The 19,410-nt window shown below is 67.9% G+C and carries 19 protein-coding genes and 1 pseudogene; 7 read left to right on the plus strand and 13 right to left on the minus strand.

All coding sequences use genetic code 11. From position 1 onward, the window contains the following. Positions 1-1,233, minus strand: a complete 1,233-nt coding sequence (locus tag JHD80_RS10995) for an MFS transporter (RefSeq protein WP_199086988.1) — start codon at positions 1,231-1,233, stop codon at positions 1-3. A 322-nt stretch (positions 1,234-1,555) separates the two neighbouring features. On the opposite strand from JHD80_RS10995, the gene JHD80_RS29105 reads away from it, so the two are divergent. Beyond that, positions 1,556-2,764, plus strand: a complete 1,209-nt coding sequence (locus JHD80_RS29105; RefSeq protein ID WP_199086990.1) for a cell wall hydrolase — start codon at positions 1,556-1,558, stop codon at positions 2,762-2,764. Positions 2,765-3,377: 613 nt separating this feature from the next. Continuing rightward, positions 3,378-3,968 carry a hypothetical protein gene (locus JHD80_RS11005; RefSeq protein WP_199086991.1) on the plus strand — a complete coding sequence of 197 codons (591 nt, stop codon included), beginning with the start codon at positions 3,378-3,380 and terminating at the stop codon, positions 3,966-3,968. 239 nt (positions 3,969-4,207) lie between these two features. Here the strand turns inward: JHD80_RS11005 and JHD80_RS11010 are convergent, their stop codons facing one another. From JHD80_RS11010 to JHD80_RS11025, 4 genes are all read right to left on the minus strand, one after another. Next, positions 4,208-4,477 carry a hypothetical protein gene (locus tag JHD80_RS11010; RefSeq protein WP_199086992.1) on the minus strand — a complete coding sequence of 90 codons (270 nt, stop codon included), beginning with the start codon at positions 4,475-4,477 and terminating at the stop codon, positions 4,208-4,210. A 5-nt stretch (positions 4,478-4,482) separates the two neighbouring features. Next, positions 4,483-4,752 (minus strand): translation initiation factor IF-1, encoded by a 270-nt coding sequence (infA, locus tag JHD80_RS11015; RefSeq protein WP_061964687.1) that lies wholly within the window; start codon positions 4,750-4,752, stop codon positions 4,483-4,485. Positions 4,753-4,941: 189 nt separating this feature from the next. Next, on the minus strand, positions 4,942-6,432 hold the full coding sequence (locus tag JHD80_RS11020) for a DEAD/DEAH box helicase (RefSeq protein WP_199086993.1): 1,491 nt from the start codon (positions 6,430-6,432) through the stop codon (positions 4,942-4,944). Positions 6,433-6,613: 181 nt separating this feature from the next. Continuing rightward, a complete protein-coding gene (locus tag JHD80_RS11025) occupies positions 6,614-6,823 on the minus strand; it encodes a cold-shock protein (protein ID WP_199086994.1) in 210 nt (69 codons plus the stop codon). Between the two features lie 271 nt (positions 6,824-7,094). On the opposite strand from JHD80_RS11025, the gene JHD80_RS11030 reads away from it, so the two are divergent. Next, positions 7,095-7,589 carry a GFA family protein gene (locus JHD80_RS11030; protein ID WP_199086995.1) on the plus strand — a complete coding sequence of 165 codons (495 nt, stop codon included), beginning with the start codon at positions 7,095-7,097 and terminating at the stop codon, positions 7,587-7,589. A 33-nt stretch (positions 7,590-7,622) separates the two neighbouring features. Here the strand turns inward: JHD80_RS11030 and JHD80_RS11035 are convergent, their stop codons facing one another. The 4 genes from JHD80_RS11035 to JHD80_RS11050 all read right to left on the minus strand — a co-directional run bounded on the left by JHD80_RS11035 (position 7,623) and on the right by JHD80_RS11050 (position 12,594). Next, positions 7,623-8,330, minus strand: a complete 708-nt coding sequence (locus tag JHD80_RS11035; protein ID WP_199086996.1) for an HAD family hydrolase — start codon at positions 8,328-8,330, stop codon at positions 7,623-7,625. 4 nt (positions 8,331-8,334) lie between these two features. Continuing rightward, on the minus strand, positions 8,335-9,156 hold the full coding sequence (locus JHD80_RS11040; RefSeq protein WP_199086997.1) for an alpha/beta fold hydrolase: 822 nt from the start codon (positions 9,154-9,156) through the stop codon (positions 8,335-8,337). 72 nt (positions 9,157-9,228) lie between these two features. Further along, positions 9,229-11,913: a pyruvate, phosphate dikinase gene (gene ppdK / locus JHD80_RS11045; protein WP_199086998.1), complete on the minus strand. Its 2,685-nt coding sequence runs from the start codon at positions 11,911-11,913 to the stop codon at positions 9,229-9,231. Positions 11,914-12,099: 186 nt separating this feature from the next. Then, complete coding sequence (locus tag JHD80_RS11050; protein WP_199086999.1) at positions 12,100-12,594, minus strand: YcgN family cysteine cluster protein; 495 nt, start codon at positions 12,592-12,594, stop codon at positions 12,100-12,102. Between the two features lie 205 nt (positions 12,595-12,799). Between JHD80_RS11050 and JHD80_RS11055 the strand changes: the two genes are divergently transcribed. The 3 genes from JHD80_RS11055 to JHD80_RS11065 all read left to right on the plus strand — a co-directional run bounded on the left by JHD80_RS11055 (position 12,800) and on the right by JHD80_RS11065 (position 16,291). Beyond that, on the plus strand, positions 12,800-15,010 hold the full coding sequence (locus JHD80_RS11055) for a transglycosylase domain-containing protein (RefSeq protein WP_199087000.1): 2,211 nt from the start codon (positions 12,800-12,802) through the stop codon (positions 15,008-15,010). Between the two features lie 76 nt (positions 15,011-15,086). Then, complete coding sequence (locus tag JHD80_RS11060) at positions 15,087-15,662, plus strand: DUF1214 domain-containing protein (protein WP_199087001.1); 576 nt, start codon at positions 15,087-15,089, stop codon at positions 15,660-15,662. Beyond that, complete coding sequence (locus JHD80_RS11065; RefSeq protein ID WP_199087002.1) at positions 15,659-16,291, plus strand: DUF1254 domain-containing protein; 633 nt, start codon at positions 15,659-15,661, stop codon at positions 16,289-16,291. The genes JHD80_RS11060 and JHD80_RS11065 overlap by 4 nt, the downstream gene beginning before the upstream one ends. A 146-nt stretch (positions 16,292-16,437) precedes the next feature. Here the strand turns inward: JHD80_RS11065 and JHD80_RS11070 are convergent, their stop codons facing one another. Together JHD80_RS11070 and JHD80_RS11075 are read right to left on the minus strand one after the other, a co-directional pair. After that, the gene (locus JHD80_RS11070; RefSeq protein WP_199087003.1) at positions 16,438-17,202 is read right to left on the minus strand and encodes a hypothetical protein; all 765 of its coding nucleotides are present in this window, start codon (positions 17,200-17,202) and stop codon (positions 16,438-16,440) included. Beyond that, positions 17,199-17,408, minus strand: a complete 210-nt coding sequence (locus JHD80_RS11075; RefSeq protein ID WP_199087004.1) for a hypothetical protein — start codon at positions 17,406-17,408, stop codon at positions 17,199-17,201. The genes JHD80_RS11070 and JHD80_RS11075 overlap by 4 nt, the downstream gene beginning before the upstream one ends. Before the next feature lie 168 nt (positions 17,409-17,576). Between JHD80_RS11075 and JHD80_RS11080 the strand changes: the two genes are divergently transcribed. Next, positions 17,577-18,710 carry a DUF2336 domain-containing protein gene (locus JHD80_RS11080; protein WP_199087005.1) on the plus strand — a complete coding sequence of 378 codons (1,134 nt, stop codon included), beginning with the start codon at positions 17,577-17,579 and terminating at the stop codon, positions 18,708-18,710. A gap of 19 nt (positions 18,711-18,729) precedes the next feature. Here JHD80_RS11080 and JHD80_RS11085 read toward each other — a convergent pair whose 3' ends face one another. Both JHD80_RS11085 and JHD80_RS11090 read right to left on the minus strand, forming a co-directional pair. Beyond that, complete coding sequence (locus JHD80_RS11085) at positions 18,730-19,065, minus strand: DUF1491 family protein (RefSeq protein WP_199087006.1); 336 nt, start codon at positions 19,063-19,065, stop codon at positions 18,730-18,732. A 15-nt stretch (positions 19,066-19,080) separates the two neighbouring features. Next, positions 19,081-19,410, minus strand: a pseudogene (locus JHD80_RS11090) (hypothetical protein); the annotation flags it as partial.

Consider the following 19,410-nt stretch of genomic DNA (forward strand, 5'->3'; position numbering starts at 1 on the left):
TCAGGCGGGCTGCGCTTCCGGCCTCTGCACCGGGCGCTCGACGATCGGCAGGTTGATCAGGGCCGAGGCGACGCCGAGCGCGACGGAGAGCCACCAGACGAACTGGTAGTTGCCCATCGATTCGTAGAGCACGCCGCCGAGCCAGACCCCAAGAAACCCGCCGACCTGGTGCGAGAAGAAGGCGAAGCCATAGAGCATCGCCATGTACTTGGTGCCGAACATCAGCATCACCAGCGAGGAGGTCGGCGGCACGGTCGAGAGCCAGAACAGGCCGATGACGACGCCGAAGGTGATCGCGGTGGTCGGGCTCGGCGGCAGCAGGATGAACGCGGCGATCGCCACGGCGCGACCGAGATAGATCCAGGCGAGGAGATGGCGCTTCGGCATCCGCGTCGAGAGCCAGCCCGAGGAGAGCGAGCCGACGGCGTTGGCGAGGCCGATGACCGCGAGGGTCCAGCCGCCGACCCAGGCCGGCAGGCCGGCATCCTTGAGATAGGCCGGCATATGCACGGTGATGAAGGCGAGCTGGAAGCCGCAGGTGAAGAAGCCGAGCACGAGCAGGACGTAGCTGCGGTGCTTGAAGGCCTCGCCCAGCGCCTGCACGATGGTCTGGTTCGGCAGGTTGGCCGCGGCGGCGCCGGCCGCAGCGCCGGTCTTGCGCGTCGCCATGACGATCGAGATCGGCAGGATCGGCAGCAGCGTGAAGGCGAAGACGACCAGCGCCTGCTGCCAGCCCAGCGTGTCGATCAGGATGTTGCCGATCGGCGGGAACAGGAACTGGCCGAAGGAGCCGGCGGCCGTGCCGGCGCCGAAGGCCATCGGACGCCACTGCTCGGGCAGGAGCTTGCCGAAGGCGGCGAGCACGAGGTTGAACGAGCAGGCCGAGAGACCGAAGCCGATCAGCACGCCGGCGCCGAGATGGAGCTGCAGCGGCGAGGTGGCATAGGCCATCGTCACGAGGCCGGCCGCATAGAGCAGCGCGCCGACGCAGAGCACGCGCACCGTGCCGTAGCGGTCGGCGATCGCGCCGGCAAAGGGCGCGCCGAGGCCCCAGAGCAGATTCTGGATCGCCAATGCCAGGCTGAAGGTGTCGCGGCCCCAGTGGAACTGGACCGTCATCGGAATTTGGAACAGGCCGGCGCTGGCGCGGGGGCCGAAGGTGATCAGGGCGATCAGGCAGCCGGCCGCGACGATGATCTCCGGAGCATAGCTGCGCGCTGGAGTGGGCGTCATGGATCTCTCCGAAGCATCGAATGTGTGGCTACACGTTAGTGCCCTGCCCCGGCGGCAACCAGCGCGATTTCGTGACATCTCGCATCACGGCGACACATGGAAGGCAAGCGAGTTCGGCGCCGTTAACCGGCGCTCAACCTTACCGAGGTGATAACGGTTTCCAACGAAGGCGCGCGAGTCGGCAGCGCTTTTCGTTCCGTGCGATCGGGACGGGTGTGTCGCTTTGAGTCACTGGCGTGTGCACAGGCATGGGCGGAAGGCACGCCCCCTCGGCATCAGATGGGCCGCGAGCACCGTCGCGCCCTGGGCCCTGTCGTTCGGCATGCTCGTCTCCTTCACCGCCTCCGCCGGCCAGAATTTCGGGCCGACCGGCCTGCCCTCCAGCGCCATTCCCCGCGTCGCCCCCGGTCCGGTCTCCGAGCTGGCCGAAGGACCCTCGATGCTGGTCGCCGCCAGCGCCTTCCGTCTGCCGGGCCTCGCCCTGACCTCCGCCGTCACGCAGGCAAAACTCTCCTTCGAGGATCCCGAGCGGCGCATCGTCGTCGATCCCCGCGCGCCGCGCGAGGACATGAAGCGCTCCGCCGCCGCGAGCTTCCCCCAGGTCGACCGCACCGCCAAGGGCGACATGCTGCCGAGCCTGCGGCCGGGGCTCACCGAACATCCTTCCGTCGAGCTGGAACGCGTCGTCTTCGGCGACACCCAACCGAAGCTGATCTCGGGCGGCTTCTCGATCGATGCCCTGCGCGCGGCCGAGGCCGTCGATGGGCCGCAGACCGGCTTCGAGCCCTATGCCAATGACGAGGGGCTGACCGATCCGGCCCTGTCGGATTCCTCGCCGGTCTCGCCGTTCAAGCCGAAGATCCTCTCGGCACGGCAGGCGGAGCTGCATCTGGAAAGCATCGACGGCTCCTCGCCATCGGTCCCGAAAGCCAGCCAGGGCTCGTCCTCGACCCCGCTTGTCGGCTCGGTCATGGGCACGTTGACGCCCCCCGCCCTGCCCGCTCATGCCGCCCCGCAGCAGCGCGGGCGCATCGCGCTCGCCTCGGCGCCGGCCAATCGCGACCTGCGCCTCGCCGAACCCGGCGTGAAGCAGGACTATACCAGCCTGATCGCGCCGGAGAGCATGGCGAAGGAGCAGCGCTGCCTCGCGGAAGCCGTCTATTTCGAGGCCCGCTCCGAGTCCCTGCTCGGCCAGGCGGCTGTGGCGCAGGTCGTGCTGAACCGAGTCAAGAGCGGGCTCTATCCGAGCAGCGTCTGCGGCGTGGTCTACCAGAACAGCAATCGCTATCTCGCTTGCCAGTTCACCTTCACCTGCGAAGGCAAGTCGCTGCGCATCACAGAGCCCGCGTCCTGGCGCGACGCGGTCAGGATCGCGCGCGAGGTCTATGACGGCACGACCTATCTGCCGGAAGTCGGCGCCTCCACCCATTACCACGCCAATTACGTGCGGCCTTACTGGGCGAAGCGGCTGAAGAAGATGGATACGATCGGCCAGCACGTCTTCTACCAGCTACGGCCGGGGCAGACCTGACGGCGGTTCTTCCCTCCCACTGCCTACCGGGAGATGGCTGGGCTACCCGAACAAGAAATGCCAGGCGCCGTAGCCGATCACGCCGACCCAGCCCAGCGTCACAACCGCGGTGAGACCCAGATAGAGCGCGATGAACGCGTTGCCTTTGAGATCGCCCATCAGATCTTTCCGGGAAGCACCCGGCCTCCGCTTCGGATGATCGGACCAGCCCACGGGTATGCAGCGTAAAACCGGCTCAAACCCGTGCGCTTCATAGCAAAGCAATTCCGATGCCGGCGTCCTGCATTCGAAGGGTTCACGGCCTGAAACGGGCCCGCGGAGGCCGCCCCGTACCGTGATCGGTAGGATCGAAAAGGCAGGCGGCCCGCTTGCGGTATCCGCGCAGGTCGTTAAGAAGCCGCTCACGTCCCGCCATGCGCCGCGCCCGCATTCCAACCGCTAAAAAGCGAGCATTTTCCTTTACTTGAGCGCAATCTGGATGAATGCGCCCGGTGGCGCCGAATTGGTTAATTTTACCTTGTTTTAGCGTTTACCTTGCGTTCATCACTTCGAACGGGCTTCCTGTCTCCAACGAACGGCGCCCCGGCGCCGGAACCGACCAGGTCAGGCCACCATGCTGCGCTCGCTTTCATCGGGGACCATCGCCGCGTCCAGCCTTGCGACCGTGCTTCTGCTCGGCGCTTCCGCCGCCCAGGCCGGCGGTTGCGGCAGCTCCGCCTGCTACAACCTCGTCAACACGCCGCCGGTCTACGGCTCGATCGACGAGACCTATCAGGTCCGCCCGGCCCAGACGCAGCATCGCGTCGTCCCCGCCGAATACGAAACCGTCACCGACACTGTGATGATCGCCCCCGAGCGCCGCATCCCGCATCATCGCGCCGCCGTCTACGAGACCGTGACGGAGCAGGTGCTGGTCTCTCCGGCCACCCGTCGCTGGGAAGTCACCCGCGACGCCTACGGCAACATGGTCGGCTGCTGGGTCGATGTGCCCGCCCGCTACGGCTACCAGAGCCGCCGCGTCGAAGTTTCCCCGGCCACCGTCGATTACGAGACGGTCCCGGCCGTCTACACGCAGCGTCAGCGCAAGGTGATGGTGCGTCCGACCCAGGTCGTGCGGGAAGAGATTCCCGCCGTCTACGAGACCCGGCAGCGCCAGGTGATGGTCAGCCCCGGCTCGCAGTATTGGTCCCGCGCCCGCTACTGAGCGGACCGGGCAGAGTTTCATGTAGACCCTTGTATACCCACGGAACGACCACTTTCACCCCGGCCTTCGCGCCGGGGTTTTTTCTTGGGCGGTTTTCGGGGGAGGGTCACCGTCATTCCGGACAAGCCGCGGCAGCGGCGCAGATCCGCAATCCATCGGAGCGCGGGCTCTCGACGATGGATTGCGGATGCTTGCTTTCGCTTGCCCGGAATGACGTTTGGTGGATGGAGCCTGCCCGCTCAGGCGAACTTGCCGCCCAGCAGGACGACACAGACGCCGACGACGAAGGCGAGGAAACGGGCGGGCATGCCGACCAGCGTGCCGGGCGAGCGGCCCGCGGCATAGCCGGCGACCAACTCGACGAGGCCCAGCCCGATCAGCACGATGGCGAAGGGCGGCAGGGCCCCATTGGGGGCGACAAGGCCGGTCTTGACCGCATAGGCGACGACGGCACCGAGGACGGCGCCCAGCGCGACGAACAGCAATTCGTTTCGCGACAGGCGCGCCATTTCGATCAGCGCCGGCGGAAGTTCTGGCGCGGCGGGCCGCCCGGGGCGGGACCAGCCGTCTTCTGGCGGAAATTGATGCGGCCGCGATCGAGATCGTAAGGCGACATCTCGACGATGACGCGGTCGCCCGCGATCGTACGGATGCGGTTCTTCTTCATCTTGCCGGCAGCATAGGCCAGGATGATGTGCTCGTTGTCGAGCTTCACCCGGTAGTTGCCGTCCGGGAGCACCTCGACCACGGTGCCGTCGAATTCAAGCAGTTCTTCTTTCGCCATCTGTCGTCCTTCGTGAGCCCTAGAGCGCGCGCCGACCAGATTGCATGGCAATCTCATCGGATCACGCGTTCTCTACCAATAGTCCGGAGACGAATTCACCGGACAGATCAAACGATCTGTCCGGATCCGGCTCCTGGCGCGTGGGCGAGCCATCGTGAGGAGGCTCGCCCTGTTCTGGTCGATCGCGCGTCAGCGCGCGCGCCGCCGGGCGCCGTTGGTGCGTGGTTGCTGTGTTCTTTGCTGCAAGAACGCGACGCCGCCAAGCCCTTCTTTTGCGGAAGCGCCGTCTTTTCGCTGCGCCGCCTGCTCAGGGCGCGGGCCTCGCTCGGGATGACGCGGACGCTCGTGACGTTCCTGGCGCTGGGCGCCATTGGCGGGCTGGCTGCGCTGGCCGCCCTCACCGGGCTTGCCGCCGCGCGGCTGCTGCTGCCCTTGCGGACGAGCCTGCTGGCCCTGCGGAAGGCCTTGGCCGCGCCCGCCGCCGTTCTGCTGCTGGCCACGCCCGCCGCCGCGCTGGTTCTGCGGCGGCTTCTTCGGCGTACGGCCGTCCCAATAGGGCACGGCGCCGACCGGGGTGATCGCGACCTTGGTCAGCTTCTCGATGGCGGCGAGGTCGCCGCGCTCTTCCGGCGTGCAGAAGGCGATGGCGATGCCCTCCGCGCCGGCGCGCGCCGTGCGGCCGATCCGGTGAACATAGGTCTCCGGCACGTTCGGCAGGTCGAAATTCACGACATGGCTGATGCCGTCGACATCGATGCCGCGGGCGGCGATGTCGGTGGCGACGAGGATGCGCAGCGAACCGTCGCGGAAGGCGCCGAGCGCCCGCTCGCGCTGGCCCTGGCTCTTGTTGCCGTGGATCGCGGCCGCCTCGATGCCGGACGTGCCGAGCTGGCGCACGACCTTGTCGGCGCCGTGCTTGGTGCGGGTGAAGACGATGGCGCGCTCGAGCTCGGGCACGTTCAGCGTCTTCGCCAGCAGCGCCGGCTTGTCGTGGGCATCCGTGAAGATGACGCGCTGGTCGATCTTCTCGGCGGTGGTGGCGACCGGCGCCACCGCGACCTCGACCGGATCGGTCAGGTAGGCGGAAGCAATATCGCGGATCGGCTTCGGCATGGTCGCCGAGAAGAGCAGCGTGTGGCGCTCCTTCGGGATCAGGGTCGCAATGCGGCGCAGCGCATGGATGAAGCCGAGATCGAGCATCTGATCGGCCTCGTCGAGGACGAGGAATTCGATCTCGCGCAGCGAGACGGCGCGCTGGTCGACGAGGTCGAGCAGGCGGCCGGGCGTGGCGACGAGGATGTCGACCTTCTCGCCGAGCGCGCGGATCTGCTTGCCGACGGGCACGCCGCCGAAGATCACCGCCGACTTCAGCGACGTGAAGCGGCCATAGGTGCGGATGCTGGCCTCAATCTGGGCGGCCAGCTCGCGCGTCGGCGACAGGATGAGCGCACGCACACTGCGGGCCGACATCTGGCGCGGCTTGCCGAGCAGGCGATGCAGCATCGGCAGCGAGAAGGCAGCGGTCTTGCCGGTGCCGGTCTGCGCCGCGCCGAGCAGGTCGCGGCCCTGCAGGATATGGGGAATCGCCTGCGCCTGGATCGGCGTGGGCGTCTCATAGCCCTCGGCCGCGAGCGCCTTGAGAAGGGGCTCGGCGAGGCCGAGATCGGTAAACTTGGTCAAGAAGGATCTTTCCGGACGCCGCGATGCGAGGGGCGCATGTGGGTTTCGGCTGCGCCGCAGGCTCGCATCCGGCCTGTACTTGTCTTTAGTCGGACCTGCCGGCGAACCGCTAGCCACAGCGCCGGCAGGCTTGTCGTGGACCGGGGCCGCTTTAGGGCTCTCCCGGTCGATCGGTATCGGCTCAGGCGACGACGAGGTTGCCGGCCGAGGTCTTGCCGGTCTTGCGATCGGCAATGAGCTCGAAGGAGACGACCTGACCGTCGCGCAGCTCGCGCAGGCCGGCGCGCTCGACAGCGGAGATGTGGACGAACACGTCCTGGCCGCCGTTCTCAGGGGTGATGAAGCCGTAGCCCTTGGTGGCGTTGAACCACTTCACGGTGCCCTTTTCCATAGTTCCAGAATCCTTACGTTTCAGATCCGCGTATCGTTGCGACCCAAAGCTCGACGCGCGGACGTCTTGCAATGGTATTGTAGCGATGTGTGGTGGATCTGAATCGTGCCCGCCGACCGGATTGCCCGCGCGGAGGATTGGCCAGAACCCGGCCGCATCTCGTCATACATCGGTGCGGATAGCACGAAATGCAAGATTGGTCCAGCAAGGGGCTCGACAGCGCCTGGAACAGAGCGGGCGAGCCCGGGTTTGGCTGGAAGGGAGGCTCGTCATGCCGATCACGCTCAAGGGTTCCTGCCGCTGCGGCGCCGTCCATTTCTCGGTCGAGAGCCAGGCTCCGGTTCCCTATCAGCTCTGCTACTGCTCGATCTGCCGGAAGACGGCGGGCGGCGGCGGCTTCGCGATCAATCTCTCGGCCGAAGCGGCAACGCTGAAGGTCGAGGGCGAAGGCAAGATCGGCAGCTTCAGCGCGGATATCAGGGGCGATGACGGCGCCTGCGAGCGCTCGCAAGCGCAACGCCGCTTCTGCACCGCCTGCGGCACCGCTCTCTGGCTGTTCGACCCGCGCTGGCCGGAGCTGCTGCACCCCTTCGCCTCCGCGATCGACAGCCACCTGCCGCACGCGCCCGAAAAGACCCATATCATGCTGCGGTTCAAGGCCAGTTGGGTCGAGCCGGCGATCGGGCCGAACGACCAGAGCTTCGACGACTATCCCGAGGAATCGATCGAGGACTGGCACCGTAAGCGCGGCCTCTGGGTCGATTGATCCCGCCGCCAGCGGCGCCCGGCGGCCGACGGATTAGCGAACGAGCTGCTCGATGAGACCGCGCAAGGGTCCGAGATCCGGAATCGCGTGATAGCGACCATGCCCCACGGGCTCCTCGGCATGCTCCAGCGCCCAGGTCAGCTCATGCGGGACATGGACGGCCCACGACCCGGCTTCCAGCGCGGGTAGGATATCGGACTTCAGGGAGTTGCCGACCATCATCGCCCGCCCTGCCCCGTCGCCATGGCGGTCGAAGATGCGGCCATAGGTCTCCGGCTTCTTGTCGCTGACGATCTCGACCGCGTGGAAGAAATCGCCGAGACCGGACTGGGCGAGCTTGCGCTCCTGGTCGAAGAGATCGCCCTTGGTGATCAGTACCAGCCGGTACCCGCCCGCGAGCGATTCGAGCGTCTCATGGACATGCGGCAAGGTCTCGACGGGGTGGGCAGCCATCTCGCGGCCGGCAGCGAGGATTTCGCCGATCACGGAAGCAGGCACCTGGCCGCGCGTGATCTCGATCGCCGTCTCGATCATCGAGAGCACGAAGCCCTTGATGCCGAAACCGTAGAAGCCGAGATTGCGCTTTTCCGCTTCGAGCAGGCGCCCGGAAATCTCAGCCGCTTCGCCATGCTCTCCAAGCAGCGCGACGAAGCGATCCTCCGTCATCCGGAAGAACTGCTCGTTCTGCCAGAGCGTGTCGTCGGCATCGAAGCCGATGGTGGTGAGAGAGCGCTCGGGCACAGGTTCAGACCTTCAACCCGGCAATGAAAGCATCCAGCTCGGCGTTGAAGCGGACTGGGTTTTCGAAATAGACGGAGTGCCCTGCATCCGGCACAAGCACGAAGCGTGCGTCCGGTGCCTCGGCCGCAACGGCGTCGAGACCGCAAGCCGGCACCACGAGGTCGTCGGCGCCGGACAGGAACAGAACCCGACAGCCCAGCGACGCGATTTCGCTCGGCGAACGATGCCGCGAGAGGGCGAGGCGCCGACGCAACGCCACCTTGTCGAGCCCCGCATTCAATCTGTCGATCGCCTTATAGAGTTCATGGAGCGCGGGCGACCGCGCGGCAAACCCTTCGCCGCAAGCCGGGTGGATGCCGGCCTCGCCCCAGCGCGGAGCCGCCTCATCCGCCCGCGCCTGCCAGATGGCGAGGTCAGCCGAGATGTCGCGCATTCCCTTGCGGAAATCGAGCATCCCTGTCGTGCAGGCCATCATCAGGCCGGAGACCTTGCCGGGATTGTCGAGCGCATAGCGCAGGCAGCTCCACCCGCCCATGGATTGAGCCACGAGGACAGACCGATCGAGACCAAGATGGTCGATCAACGCCGCGAGATCGCCGGCGTAGTCCTCCGGATCAGGGCCGTTCTCGACCGGATCCGACGGCGCGAAACCGCGATGCGCAAAGGTTACGCAGGTGTGTGCCCCACTGAAATGCGCGACCTGCTGCCACCAGGAGAGATGGTTCCCACCAAGCCCGTGGGCGAAGACGATCGGCGGCCCCTGGCCGGTAACCTCGTAATAAAGCCGTCCGAACGGGCGGGCGAGGTGGCCTATCGTCGTCTGCATGGCTGAACGCTAGCCCGTCCGGCCGGCACCCGGCAAGACCGGTCACCGGCCTCGCACCGGGCCTCGGCGAGCTCAGCCATCCTTCGGCTTGATCGCCCCCAGCGCCGCCTGCGCGGCCGCCAAGCGGGCGATCGGCACGCGGAAGGGCGAGCAGGAGACATAGTCGAGGCCGACGCTCTCGCAGAAGCCGATCGAGGCCGGGTCGCCGCCATGCTCGCCGCAGATGCCGAGCTTGATGCCGGGCCGGGTCTTGCGGCCGCGCTCGGCGGCGAGCTTAACCAGTTCCCCGACGCCCTCCTGGTCGATCGTGACGAAGGGATCGGCGTCGAGCAGGCCCTTGGCGGTGTAGGAGCCGAGGAAGGAGGAGGCGTCGTCACGCGAGATGCCGAGCGTCGTCTGCGTCAGGTCGTTGGTGCCGAAGGAGAAGAACTCGGCGCTCTCGGCGATCTCGGCCGCGCGCAAGGCGGCGCGCGGCAGTTCGATCATCGTACCGACCTGATAGTCGATCTTTGTGCCGCTCTCCTCGATCACGGCCCTGGCCATGGCGTCGATGCGGGCCTTGACGAGATCGAGCTCGGGCTTGCCCATGACGAGCGGCACCATCACCTCGGGGATCACCGGCTTGCCGGTCTCCTTGGCGGCGATGACCGCCGCCTCGAAGATGGCGCGGGCCTGCATCTCGGCGATCTCGGGGAAGGCGACGGCCAGACGGCAGCCGCGGAAGCCGAGCATCGGGTTGAACTCGTGCAGCTCTGCAGCGCGCTGGCGCAGCGCATCCGGCGTGACGCCGAGCGCGGCGGCGACCTCGCCGATCTCCTTGTCGCCCTGCGGCAGGAATTCGTGCAGCGGCGGATCGAGCAGGCGGATCGTCACCGGCAGGCCGCTCATGATCGTGAAGAGCTGGACGAAGTCCTGGCGCTGCACCGGCAGGAGCTTGGCGAGCGCGGCGCGGCGACCCTTGTCGTCCTGGGCGAGGATCATCTCGCGGACGGCCTGGATGCGGTCCCCTTCGAAGAACATGTGCTCGGTGCGGCAGAGGCCGATGCCCTCGGCGCCGAACTCGCGGGCGGTCCTGGCGTCCTCCGGCGTCTCGGCATTGGCGCGGACCTTGAGGCGGCGGACCTTGTCGGCCCAGCCCATCAGCGTCGCGAATTCGCCGGAGAGCTCCGGCTTCTGCATCTTGATCTCGCCGAGCAGGACCTGGCCGTTGCCGCCGTCGATCGTGACGAAATCGCCGGCCTTCAGCGTGGTCGGACCGATCGAGAGCGTGCCCTTGGCATAGTCGATGCGGATTTGGCCGGCGCCGGAGACGCAGGGCTTGCCCATGCCGCGGGCCACGACCGCCGCATGCGAGGTCATGCCGCCGCGCGAGGTCAGAATGCCCTCGGCGGCGTGCATGCCGTGGATGTCCTCGGGGCTCGTCTCGACGCGAACGAGAATGACCTTGCGGCCGGCCTTCTTGGCGGCCTCGGCATCGTCGGAATTGAAGACGATCTCGCCGGCGGCGGCGCCGGGCGAGGCCGGCAGGCCGGTGGTCAGCACGCGGCGCTCGGCCTTCGGATCGATCGTCGGGTGCAGGAGCTGGTCAAGCGCGCCGGGCTCGACGCGGCCGACGGCCTCCTCCTGCGTGATCAGGCCTTCGGTCGCGAGCTCGACCGCAATGCGGAGCGCGGCCTTCGCAGTGCGCTTGCCGGACCGGGTCTGCAGCATCCAGAGCTTGCCCTCCTGGATGGTGAACTCCATGTCCTGCATGTCGCGGTAATGCTTCTCGAGGATGCCGTAGATGCGGCAGAGCTCGGCATAGGCCTCCGGCATCTCCCGTTCCATCGAGGGCTTGTCGGAGCCCGCCTCGATGCGCGCCTTCTCGGTGATGTCCTGCGGCGTGCGGATGCCGGCGACGACGTCCTCGCCCTGCGCGTTGATCAGGAACTCGCCATAGAGCGCGTTCTCGCCGGTCGAGGGATTACGGGTGAAGGCGACGCCGGTCGCGGAAGTGTCGCCCATGTTGCCGAACACCATCGACTGGACGTTGACCGCCGTGCCCCAGCTCGCGGGAATGCTGTTCAGCTCGCGATACTTGATGGCACGGGCGTTCATCCAGGAGGAGAAGACGGCGCCGACCGCGCCCCAGAGCTGCTTCTCGGGGTCCTGCGGGAAGTCGGAGCCGAGCGCCTTCTTCACGATGTCCTTGTACTTGCCGACCAGCACCTTCCAGTCGGCCGCCGAGAGGTCGGTATCGAGATGGAGGCCCTTGCGCTCCTTGTAGTCTTCCAGCGCCTCCTCGAAGAGGCCGTGGTCGATATCGAGCACGACGTTGGAGTACATGGTGATGAAGCGGCGATAGCTGTCCCAGGCGAAGCGCTCGTCGCCCGAGGCCTTCGCGACCGCCTCGACCGTCTCGTCGTTGAGGCCGAGATTGAGGACGGTGTCCATCATGCCTGGCATCGACGCCCGCGCACCAGAGCGAACCGAAACGAGCAGCGGATTGGCCGGGTCGCCGAAGGTCTTGCCGGTAAGTTTGCCCATGCCGGCCAGCGCGGCCTTGACCTGCCCGTCGAGCTCGGGCGGGAAGCTCTTGCCGTTGTCGTAATAGGCCGTGCAGACCTCGGTGGTGATGGTGAAGCCGGGTGGAACGGGCAGGCCCAGATTGCTCATCTCGGCGAGGTTCGCGCCCTTGCCGCCGAGCAGGTTCTTCATTCCCGCCTCACCCTCGGCCTTGCCGTCGCCGAAGGTGTAGACCCACTTCCCACCTGCCATCACATAGCCTCTTCTGTTCAACCGGACGAGGCAAACGCCGCGCCGGCCTGAAAGTTTCGTGTGTGTGCCGCCAATGACCTATGGTCACCGGCAGCGGGGATGAGGCGCTCATGCCCAAACCGACATGAACAATCAATGAGCGTGTGCAGCATCGGCTGATGCAGCGCAATAGCACGGCCGGTTGCGTCAGGCCCCCTTCCCGCGCGCGGCGCGCGGCCAGCGCAGCGGCCAGTTGACGATGCGCTCGGCGACCTCCTCCTCGGGCATCTCATCCTCGTTGGCGAAGACGCGGCCGCGCACGGAGATACCGGCGGCAACCACCGTCTCGGGATCGCCGGAGACCAGCGGATGCCACCAGGGCAGGTCCTTGCCCTCGGCGACGAGGCGATAGCCGCAGGTCGGCGGCAGCCAGGGCAGCGTGCGCACCTCCTCGGGCGTCAGGGTCACGCAATCGGGCACCTTCTGCGAGCGGTTCGGATAATCGCGGCAACGGCAGGTGCCGGCCTCGAACAGGCGGCAGCCGACATCGGTCGCGAAGATGCGCCCGGTATCCTCGTCCTCGAGCTTGACCAGACAGCAGCGGCCGCAACCGTCGCAGAGCGATTCCCATTGCTCGCTCGACATCGCCTCTAGCGGCGTCGTCAGCCAGAAAGGCTGCTCTTTGGGCGGGGTTTGCGTCATGGCAGGCTTATGCGCCCGCCGGCGGCAAGATGGAAGGCCATTCCCGCCCGCAGATGCCTCGCCGCTACCCAAGAAATTTACCGTCCCGCCTCTTATTCGGATGCAGGACATCCCCATTTGTTCTTCCCGGGCGCTCTGCTGTTGCCAAGTGGACAACCACACGGCAGGACTTGTGCAGGGGGGCCATCGGAAGCCTGGAACGGCCATGGAGTTCAGGAAGGCTGGCTGGAGGACGCGGCTGAAGCGCTTCGCGCTCGCCGCAGACTCATGGCTCGATGCCGGCCTGTGGGGCGCCGGGCGCCGGGCCGGCGAGATCCATGAACGCATCCGCAGCGCCGCCGACCGCCTGACCGTCAGCGGCGGCAAGCGCATCGCCGCCGAGTTCGCCAGCGAAGGCCTGAATATCGGCATCGTCGTCGCGCTCTTCCTGCTGATGCTGGCCCTGCCCGCGTTCCGGATCGGCAACGAGGAGGCGCTGAAGAGCCAGGTCCTGGCCGTCACCTTCCTCGATCGCTACGGCGCGCCGATCGGCCATCGCGGTGCCCGGCACGACGATTCGCTGAAGCTGGAGGAGATGCCGGACCATCTGCTCAAGGCGGTTCTCGCCACCGAGGACCGGCGCTTCTACGACCATTTCGGCATCGACCTGATCGGCACGTTCCGGGCCGTGACCGTCAATGCCCGCGCCTCCGGCGTCGTCCAGGGCGGCTCGTCGCTGACCCAGCAGCTCGCCAAGAACCTGTTCCTCAACAACGAGCGCTCGCTCGACCGCAAGATCAAGGAAGCCTTCCTCGCCCTCTGGCTGGAGACGCGGCTGACCAAGAACGAGATCCTCAAGCTCTATCTCGACCGCGCCTATATGGGCGGCGGCACCTTCGGCGCGGCGGCCGCGGCGGAATATTATTTTGGCAAGTCGGTGCGGGACGTCTCGCTGGCTGAAGCCGCGATGCTCGCCGGCCTGTTCAAGGCGCCGACGAAATACGCGCCGCATGTCAACCTGCCGGCGGCTCGCGCACGGGCCAACGACGTGCTCAACGCCATGGTCGATGCCGGCTTCATGACGGCGGGCCAGGTCGACAGCGCCAAGCGCAACCCGGCGACGCCGGTCGACCGCAAGCGCGATTCCAGCCCCGACTACTATCTCGACTGGGCCTTCGACGCGGTGAAGGAGCTCGCGGCCGAGGGCAAGCTCGGCGCCGATCGCGTGCTGACGGTGAAGACACCGCACGACATCGCGATCCAGGAACGCGCCGACGAGGCGATCGAGTCGATCCTGCGTCAGCACGGGCCAGCCTATCGGGTGAAGCAGGCGGCGACCGTCATCATGGATCCGGACGGGGCGGTACGCGCCATCGTCGGCGGGCGGGATTATGGCGCAAGCCAGTTCAACCGGGCGACCGCAGGCCAGCGTCAGCCGGGCTCCTCGTTCAAACCCTTCGTCTATGCGACAGCGCTCTCGGCCGGGCTCTACAAGCCGAATACCATCGTCACAGACCGCCCGGTCTGCATCGGCAACTGGTGCCCGAAGAACTATGGCGGCTCTTTTGCCGGTTCGATGCCGCTCACCGTCGCGCTGGCGAAGTCGATCAATTCGATCCCCGTGCAGATGTCGATCGCGATCGGCAAGGCGACCGGCGAGACGCATGAAGCGCGGGCCGCCGCGATCGGGCGCAAGAAAATCGTCGAGATGGCTCATGCCATGGGCCTGACCACACCGCTGACCGATACGGTTTCGCTCCCGATCGGCGCGGGCGAGGTCACCGTCATCGACATGGCCGCCGGCTATTCCGTCCTCGCCAATGGCGGGCGCCGGGCCAAGCCCTATGCGGCGATCGAGATCGCCAATTCGCAGGGCGAGGTGATCTATCGCCACGACCGCGACGAGCCTGAGCCCAAGCAGGTGCTGAGCCCGCAGGTGGCGCAGGACATGAACTTCATGCTCTCCAAGGTGCCGATCGAGGGCACCGGCCGGCGCGCCGCGCTCGATGGCGTCATAACCGCCGGCAAGACCGGCACGACCAATGGCTACAAGGATGCCTGGTATGTCGGCTATTCCGGCAATCTCGTCGGCGCCGTCTGGTTCGGCAACGACAACTCCGCCGAGACCGCGAACATGACCGGCGGCTCGCTTCCCGCGATGACGTGGAAGGAGATCATGCAGTTCGCCCATCAGGGGCTTGAGCTGAAGCCGATCCCCGGCGTACCCACGGCCGACCCGAAGGGTGTGGCGGTCGCCAAGGCCGGCAGCGCCGCGGCGCCGCTCGGCGCCGCGGCCGGCCATATGCCGCGCCAGTCCTTCGAGGTGCTCTCGGCGGTCAGCACGATGTTCAAGGCCGTCGAGCCGCGGCGTGTCGCCAGCCGCCCGATGCAGGTCGGCGCCCGAGACATCACCGGCAGCGAGCCCAGAGTGCGCTGACGCCCACAAGCCGTTGTTGACGACCATCGGCGCGGCGGGTCAACTCGCCCTGCGAACGCCCAGGCGGAAGGACAGCGTGCGGATTCTCGACCTCGCCTATATCCTCGCCCTCGGCGGCGGCCTCGGACTGGGCACCGCGCATTGGGCAGTGGCCGGACGCCCGGCGATCGGCCGGGTCGAGGTCGGCGCCTGGACGGCTTGGCCGGGCAGCGGCAGCCGCGATGTCGATCCCTATATGCGGGCCTATCTCGCCCGCGGCGTCCATCTGCCGCTCGGCTCCGGCGAAGGGCTCGAACTGATCGCGGATCGGGACGATGCAGGGCAGCCACTGGACGGGCGTTGCCGCTACAAACTTTCCGGAACGACGCCGACGACGCGCGGCTGGACCATCGGCGTCACCGATAGCGACGGCCTGCCGTTCAGCCTGCCGCTGGAGCGCACCAGCTTCACCGATTCGGAAATCGTCCGCCCCGAGGATGGCGGGCTCGCCATCATCGCCGCAGCCACGCCTGAGGCCGGCAACTGGCTGCCGCTGCCGGCGAGCGGGCGCTTCCAGATCCGCCTGCGGCTCTATGATACACCGATCTCGAGCCAGACCGGCGAGACACGCGCCACCAACCTGCCGCGCATCACGCGCGTCGATTGCCGATGAGCGCCGTGAGCCACGATCCGCCGCAGCGGCACCCTTCGGCCTTCGCCGGCTGGCGGCCACGCCTGCGCGCCGGCCTCGCGCGCTTCGCGATGACGACGCTCGCCGGCCTGATCCTCGCGGCGATCGTGCATATCGTCACGGTCCTGGCGATACCCGCCCTCTCCCGGCACGATGCCGCCCATGCCTATCGCGCGCTCGGCACCGAAGGCCATGCCGAGCCTATCCCCCTGCCGGGCAATGCCGGGGGCCTGCCGGCCCTGCGCGAGGCCGATCCCAATGTCGTCACCGCCATCTGCAGCTACGATCTTTCGGCGGGCCCGATCCGGATCGTCGCCCGCACCGGCACGCTGCCGCTCGGCCTGACGCTGCACCGGCAAGGCGGCGGCGTGCTCTATGCCATCACCGATCGCGCTGCGATCCGCGGCACGCTCGAATTCCTGGTGATGACCGAGGCCCAGCGCGACGAGCGCATCGCCGCCGACGACGAAGGCGAGACCAGCCGGGAATTGCGCGTCGTGTCCGATGCCGAGCAAGGGCTGATCGTGGCGCGCGTCCTGATGCGCCTGCCCTCCGACCGGGCCGATGCGGAAGCGCTGGCCACGGGCGTCGCCTGCGGAGCGGCGAACTGAACAAGGCTCCAAATAATTTTCAGGAGCACGTCATCCCGGACGCAACGCAGCGGCGATCCGGGATCCATCGTAGCGTGCGCCGCCTTTCGATGGATCCCGGATCAAGCATGGGATAACGGCGCGTTTCCGCGGAAAGCCAAGAGACCCTAGCCCTTGTAGACGACCGGGCGCTTGCCGTCTTCGCCGAAGGCGCCGTTGAGCTGCATCTGGCAGAGGGGCCGCGCCTCCATCTCCAGCGCCATGATCGCGCGCTCGGCCTTCACCGCCTCGCGGGAGGGCATCTCGACGACGAGATTGGCCAGGGCGTAGCGGTAGCTGCGGATGCGGAAATCGACACGTTCGCAGACCCAGAAGACCAGCCCCTCGTTCTCGACCACGCGAGCATAGGCCGGAGCCTGCTTGTCGACGGGCACATCGGGGGAGCCTTCGACGGTCCGCATGCGAACCCGGTCCATGTTCACGACGCGCCCCGCATTGGCGCGGAAGGGGCCGATCAGCAGGCGATCGGCATTGGCATCTTCCGCCAGCCGGTTGTAGCGCGAGGCCTGCGAGGCGAAGGAGATCGAGGTCAACCCGCGGAAATAGTCTGACACGTCCGTCGACTGGGCCGCGACCGGCAGGATGCGCGTATGGGCGAGATTGGAGACCTCTCCCTGGAAGACGCTGTTCGGGCTCGACGGCATGACGAAGCGCCAGGCGCGGTCGCGCATCTGCTCCTCGTCATCGGTCAGGCGGAAATAGGAGGCCTGCTCGTCGCGGAAGGTCGCGGACCAGAAGCCAGCTTCGGGCGCAACCAATTGCGACCAGATCGTCGGGCGCGGCCGGCCGAGATCGCCCGTGGTCGCCGTGCAGGCCGAAACGGAGGCAGCCGCCAGCATGGCGAGCAGCAGCTTGGCCAGCGCTCTTGTCACGCAGGCTGCCTGCGCGCGCTCTTGCGAACTGCGACCTTGCGGGCCCGACCGGAGGCGGGTGTCTTCGCGGCCGCCGGCCGCGCCTCGGGCGCGCGCTCGTAACGCACGCCCGTGAAGAACAGGATCTCCGCCGTCCGCGGCGGAAGGGAGCAGGCGAAAGCCTGACGGGGGCGCCGCTGCGGCGCAAAGGGGATGACGACGGCCATGATGCGCCTCCTTATCCAGCGCCAGAGTTGCAACGCGAGAATCGGCGAGGTGCGGGCAGCACCGATCGCAAAGTCCCGCAAGCCCATCAGGCCCGGACATGGTTAACGCGGCCTTAACAGTCGGGGATTAATGCTGCCCTTCCGTCGGTTTCCCTTCCCGAGCCTGCCATGCCCGCATCCGTTTCCGAGGAACTTGCCGATCTCGCCCGCCTGGCGCGTGAGGGCGGGCTCGACCTCAGCTCGATCTCGCTGCGGGTGAAGGCGGATTTGCTGCTCTCCACGCCGCAACCGTCGCCGGGCGACCTCGCCGCCTTCGGCGAGATGGCCGAGGCTCTGCTGCCGGGCATCGACGAGGCGACGGCGCTCATCCTGGCGCGCAAGCTCGCCGGCTGGCCGCACACGCCGGGACCGGTCATGGCCGGGCTCGCCGCGAAGGGGGGCGCGGTGCTGGCGGAGCTGCTGCGCCACGGCATGCCCGTTCAGGAGGCCGAACTCGAAGGCCTGGTCGAATCCGGGGACGAAGCGATGCGCGCAGCGATTGCCGTCCGTTCCGACCTTAACGCCCAGGCCGTGATCATGCTGGTCGCGGCCGGGAATCGCGAATTGGACCTCGCCCTGATCGCCAATCACAGCGCGCCGATGCCGCGCGCAGCCGTCGACAGCCTGATCACGCGGGCGCGGATCGAGCCGGCCTATCGGCCGGGCCTCCTGGCGCGACCCGACCTGTCCAATATCGAGCTCGCACCGCTTTTCCTGCATGCCGGCGCCGAACGGCGCCTCGCGATCATCGAATCGCTGATGGCCCGCGAGGCGTTGCATCCCAGCGAGCGGCGTCCGGCCCTGTCCGGCCCGGTCTTCGCGGACTGGCTCGATCTCGCCGCCGAGGATCGCGACGCCGCCTTTTCCGCCATCGCCGAGCATCTCGGCGGCGGCGCGCCGCTCGCGGGGGCCATGGCGGCCGATGCGTCACGGGATCTCGCGGCATTGGCGCTGACCGCAAGCGGCACCACCGTCGAGGAAGCGACCCGTTTCCTGATCCGCCTCGGCGACGATGCCGCCCACTCGGTCGAGCGCATCTTCGCACTGGTCGCGTTGATGCGCTCTGTGAAGCCTGCCATCGCCTTCCGCCTGGCGATGCATATCGCCGGCACCACGGCGGCGGCGCCGCACCGGCGGGGCCAGCATCAGCCGGCGATGGACCCGAGCGGAACGCCGGCCCGCGCCGGCCATGCCCGGCCGGAGGCGCAGCCTGCCATGTCGGAAGTCCTCGGCAAGATCGGAGCAAAGCGCGAACGCGGCTGAGCCGCTTCCATCGGCAGCGTCAGCTCTCGACGAGCTGAAGCCGCGTATCTCCGGCCCGGTTCTCGATCTCGACGAGCCAGAGGTCGCCGTCGAAGCGCAGTTCACGCGCGACGCGGTCCTCTATCGCGAGGGGATCGGCATCGAGCAGGAGCTGGAAGCGGCGCTCGCCGTCATCCTCGGCCAGCGCCTGGGGCGCCGGGCCGTAAAGCGCCGCAGTACCGTCCAACCGGTCGAGCTTGACGAAGATGGCGCCCGCCTCGCGCGCGCCGCGGCGGCGCAGCACGGCGACGAGGCCATCGAGCCCCGCCTGCCGGAGATAGGCCGAAACCCAGAAATCGCTGGTCAGGCGCGCCATATCAGGCGCCGCGTATCAGGTGCGCGGCGCCGCCGCGGCGCGTCCGGCGGACCTGACATCGGCCGGCGGACGCAGGTCGCCGCCATTGATGAGATCGGCGATCGGATCGCGCGCAGGAGCGGGGGCGGCGGCCGCGCGGGGCGCCGGAGCCGGAGCGGCCGGAGCGGCGGCACGCGGCGCGGCCGGCACTGAAGGCGGCCTGTCTCTTATACACATCTTAAGAGGGGGGGGGGGGGGGGGGGGGGGGGGGGGGGGGGGGGGGGGGGGGGGGGGGGGGGGGGGGGGGGGGGGGGGGGGGGGGGGGGGGGGGGGGGGGGGGGGGGGGGGGGGGGGGGGGGGGGGGGG

This window comes from Allobosea sp. ASV33 (assembly GCF_016428755.1).
Classification (GTDB): Bacteria; Pseudomonadota; Alphaproteobacteria; order Rhizobiales; family Beijerinckiaceae; genus Allobosea.

Bases quoted from the DNA above. Each gene is read 5' to 3' on its own strand.
- JHD80_RS11075 (WP_199087004.1), bottom strand. From the start codon at position 17,408: ATGGCCGTCGTCATCCCCTTTGCGCCGCAGCGGCGCCCCCGTCAGGCT.
- JHD80_RS11085 (WP_199087006.1), bottom strand. From the start codon at position 19,065: ATGGCGCGCCTGACCAGCGATTTCTGGGTTTCGGCCTATCTCCGGCAG.
- JHD80_RS11025 (WP_199086994.1), bottom strand. From the start codon at position 6,823: ATGGAAAAGGGCACCGTGAAGTGGTTCAACGCCACCAAGGGCTACGGC.
- JHD80_RS11040 (WP_199086997.1), bottom strand. From the start codon at position 9,156: ATGCAGACGACGATAGGCCACCTCGCCCGCCCGTTCGGACGGCTTTAT.
- infA (WP_061964687.1), bottom strand. From the start codon at position 4,752: ATGGCGAAAGAAGAACTGCTTGAATTCGACGGCACCGTGGTCGAGGTG.
- JHD80_RS11055 (WP_199087000.1), top strand. From the start codon at position 12,800: ATGGAGTTCAGGAAGGCTGGCTGGAGGACGCGGCTGAAGCGCTTCGCG.
- JHD80_RS10995 (WP_199086988.1), bottom strand. From the start codon at position 1,233: ATGACGCCCACTCCAGCGCGCAGCTATGCTCCGGAGATCATCGTCGCG.
- JHD80_RS11030 (WP_199086995.1), top strand. From the start codon at position 7,095: ATGCCGATCACGCTCAAGGGTTCCTGCCGCTGCGGCGCCGTCCATTTC.
- JHD80_RS11050 (WP_199086999.1), bottom strand. From the start codon at position 12,594: ATGACGCAAACCCCGCCCAAAGAGCAGCCTTTCTGGCTGACGACGCCG.
- JHD80_RS11065 (WP_199087002.1), top strand. From the start codon at position 15,659: ATGAGCGCCGTGAGCCACGATCCGCCGCAGCGGCACCCTTCGGCCTTC.
- JHD80_RS29105 (WP_199086990.1), top strand. From the start codon at position 1,556: ATGCTCGTCTCCTTCACCGCCTCCGCCGGCCAGAATTTCGGGCCGACC.
- JHD80_RS11080 (WP_199087005.1), top strand. From the start codon at position 17,577: ATGCCCGCATCCGTTTCCGAGGAACTTGCCGATCTCGCCCGCCTGGCG.
- JHD80_RS11005 (WP_199086991.1), top strand. From the start codon at position 3,378: ATGCTGCGCTCGCTTTCATCGGGGACCATCGCCGCGTCCAGCCTTGCG.
- JHD80_RS11010 (WP_199086992.1), bottom strand. From the start codon at position 4,477: ATGGCGCGCCTGTCGCGAAACGAATTGCTGTTCGTCGCGCTGGGCGCC.
- ppdK (WP_199086998.1), bottom strand. From the start codon at position 11,913: ATGGCAGGTGGGAAGTGGGTCTACACCTTCGGCGACGGCAAGGCCGAG.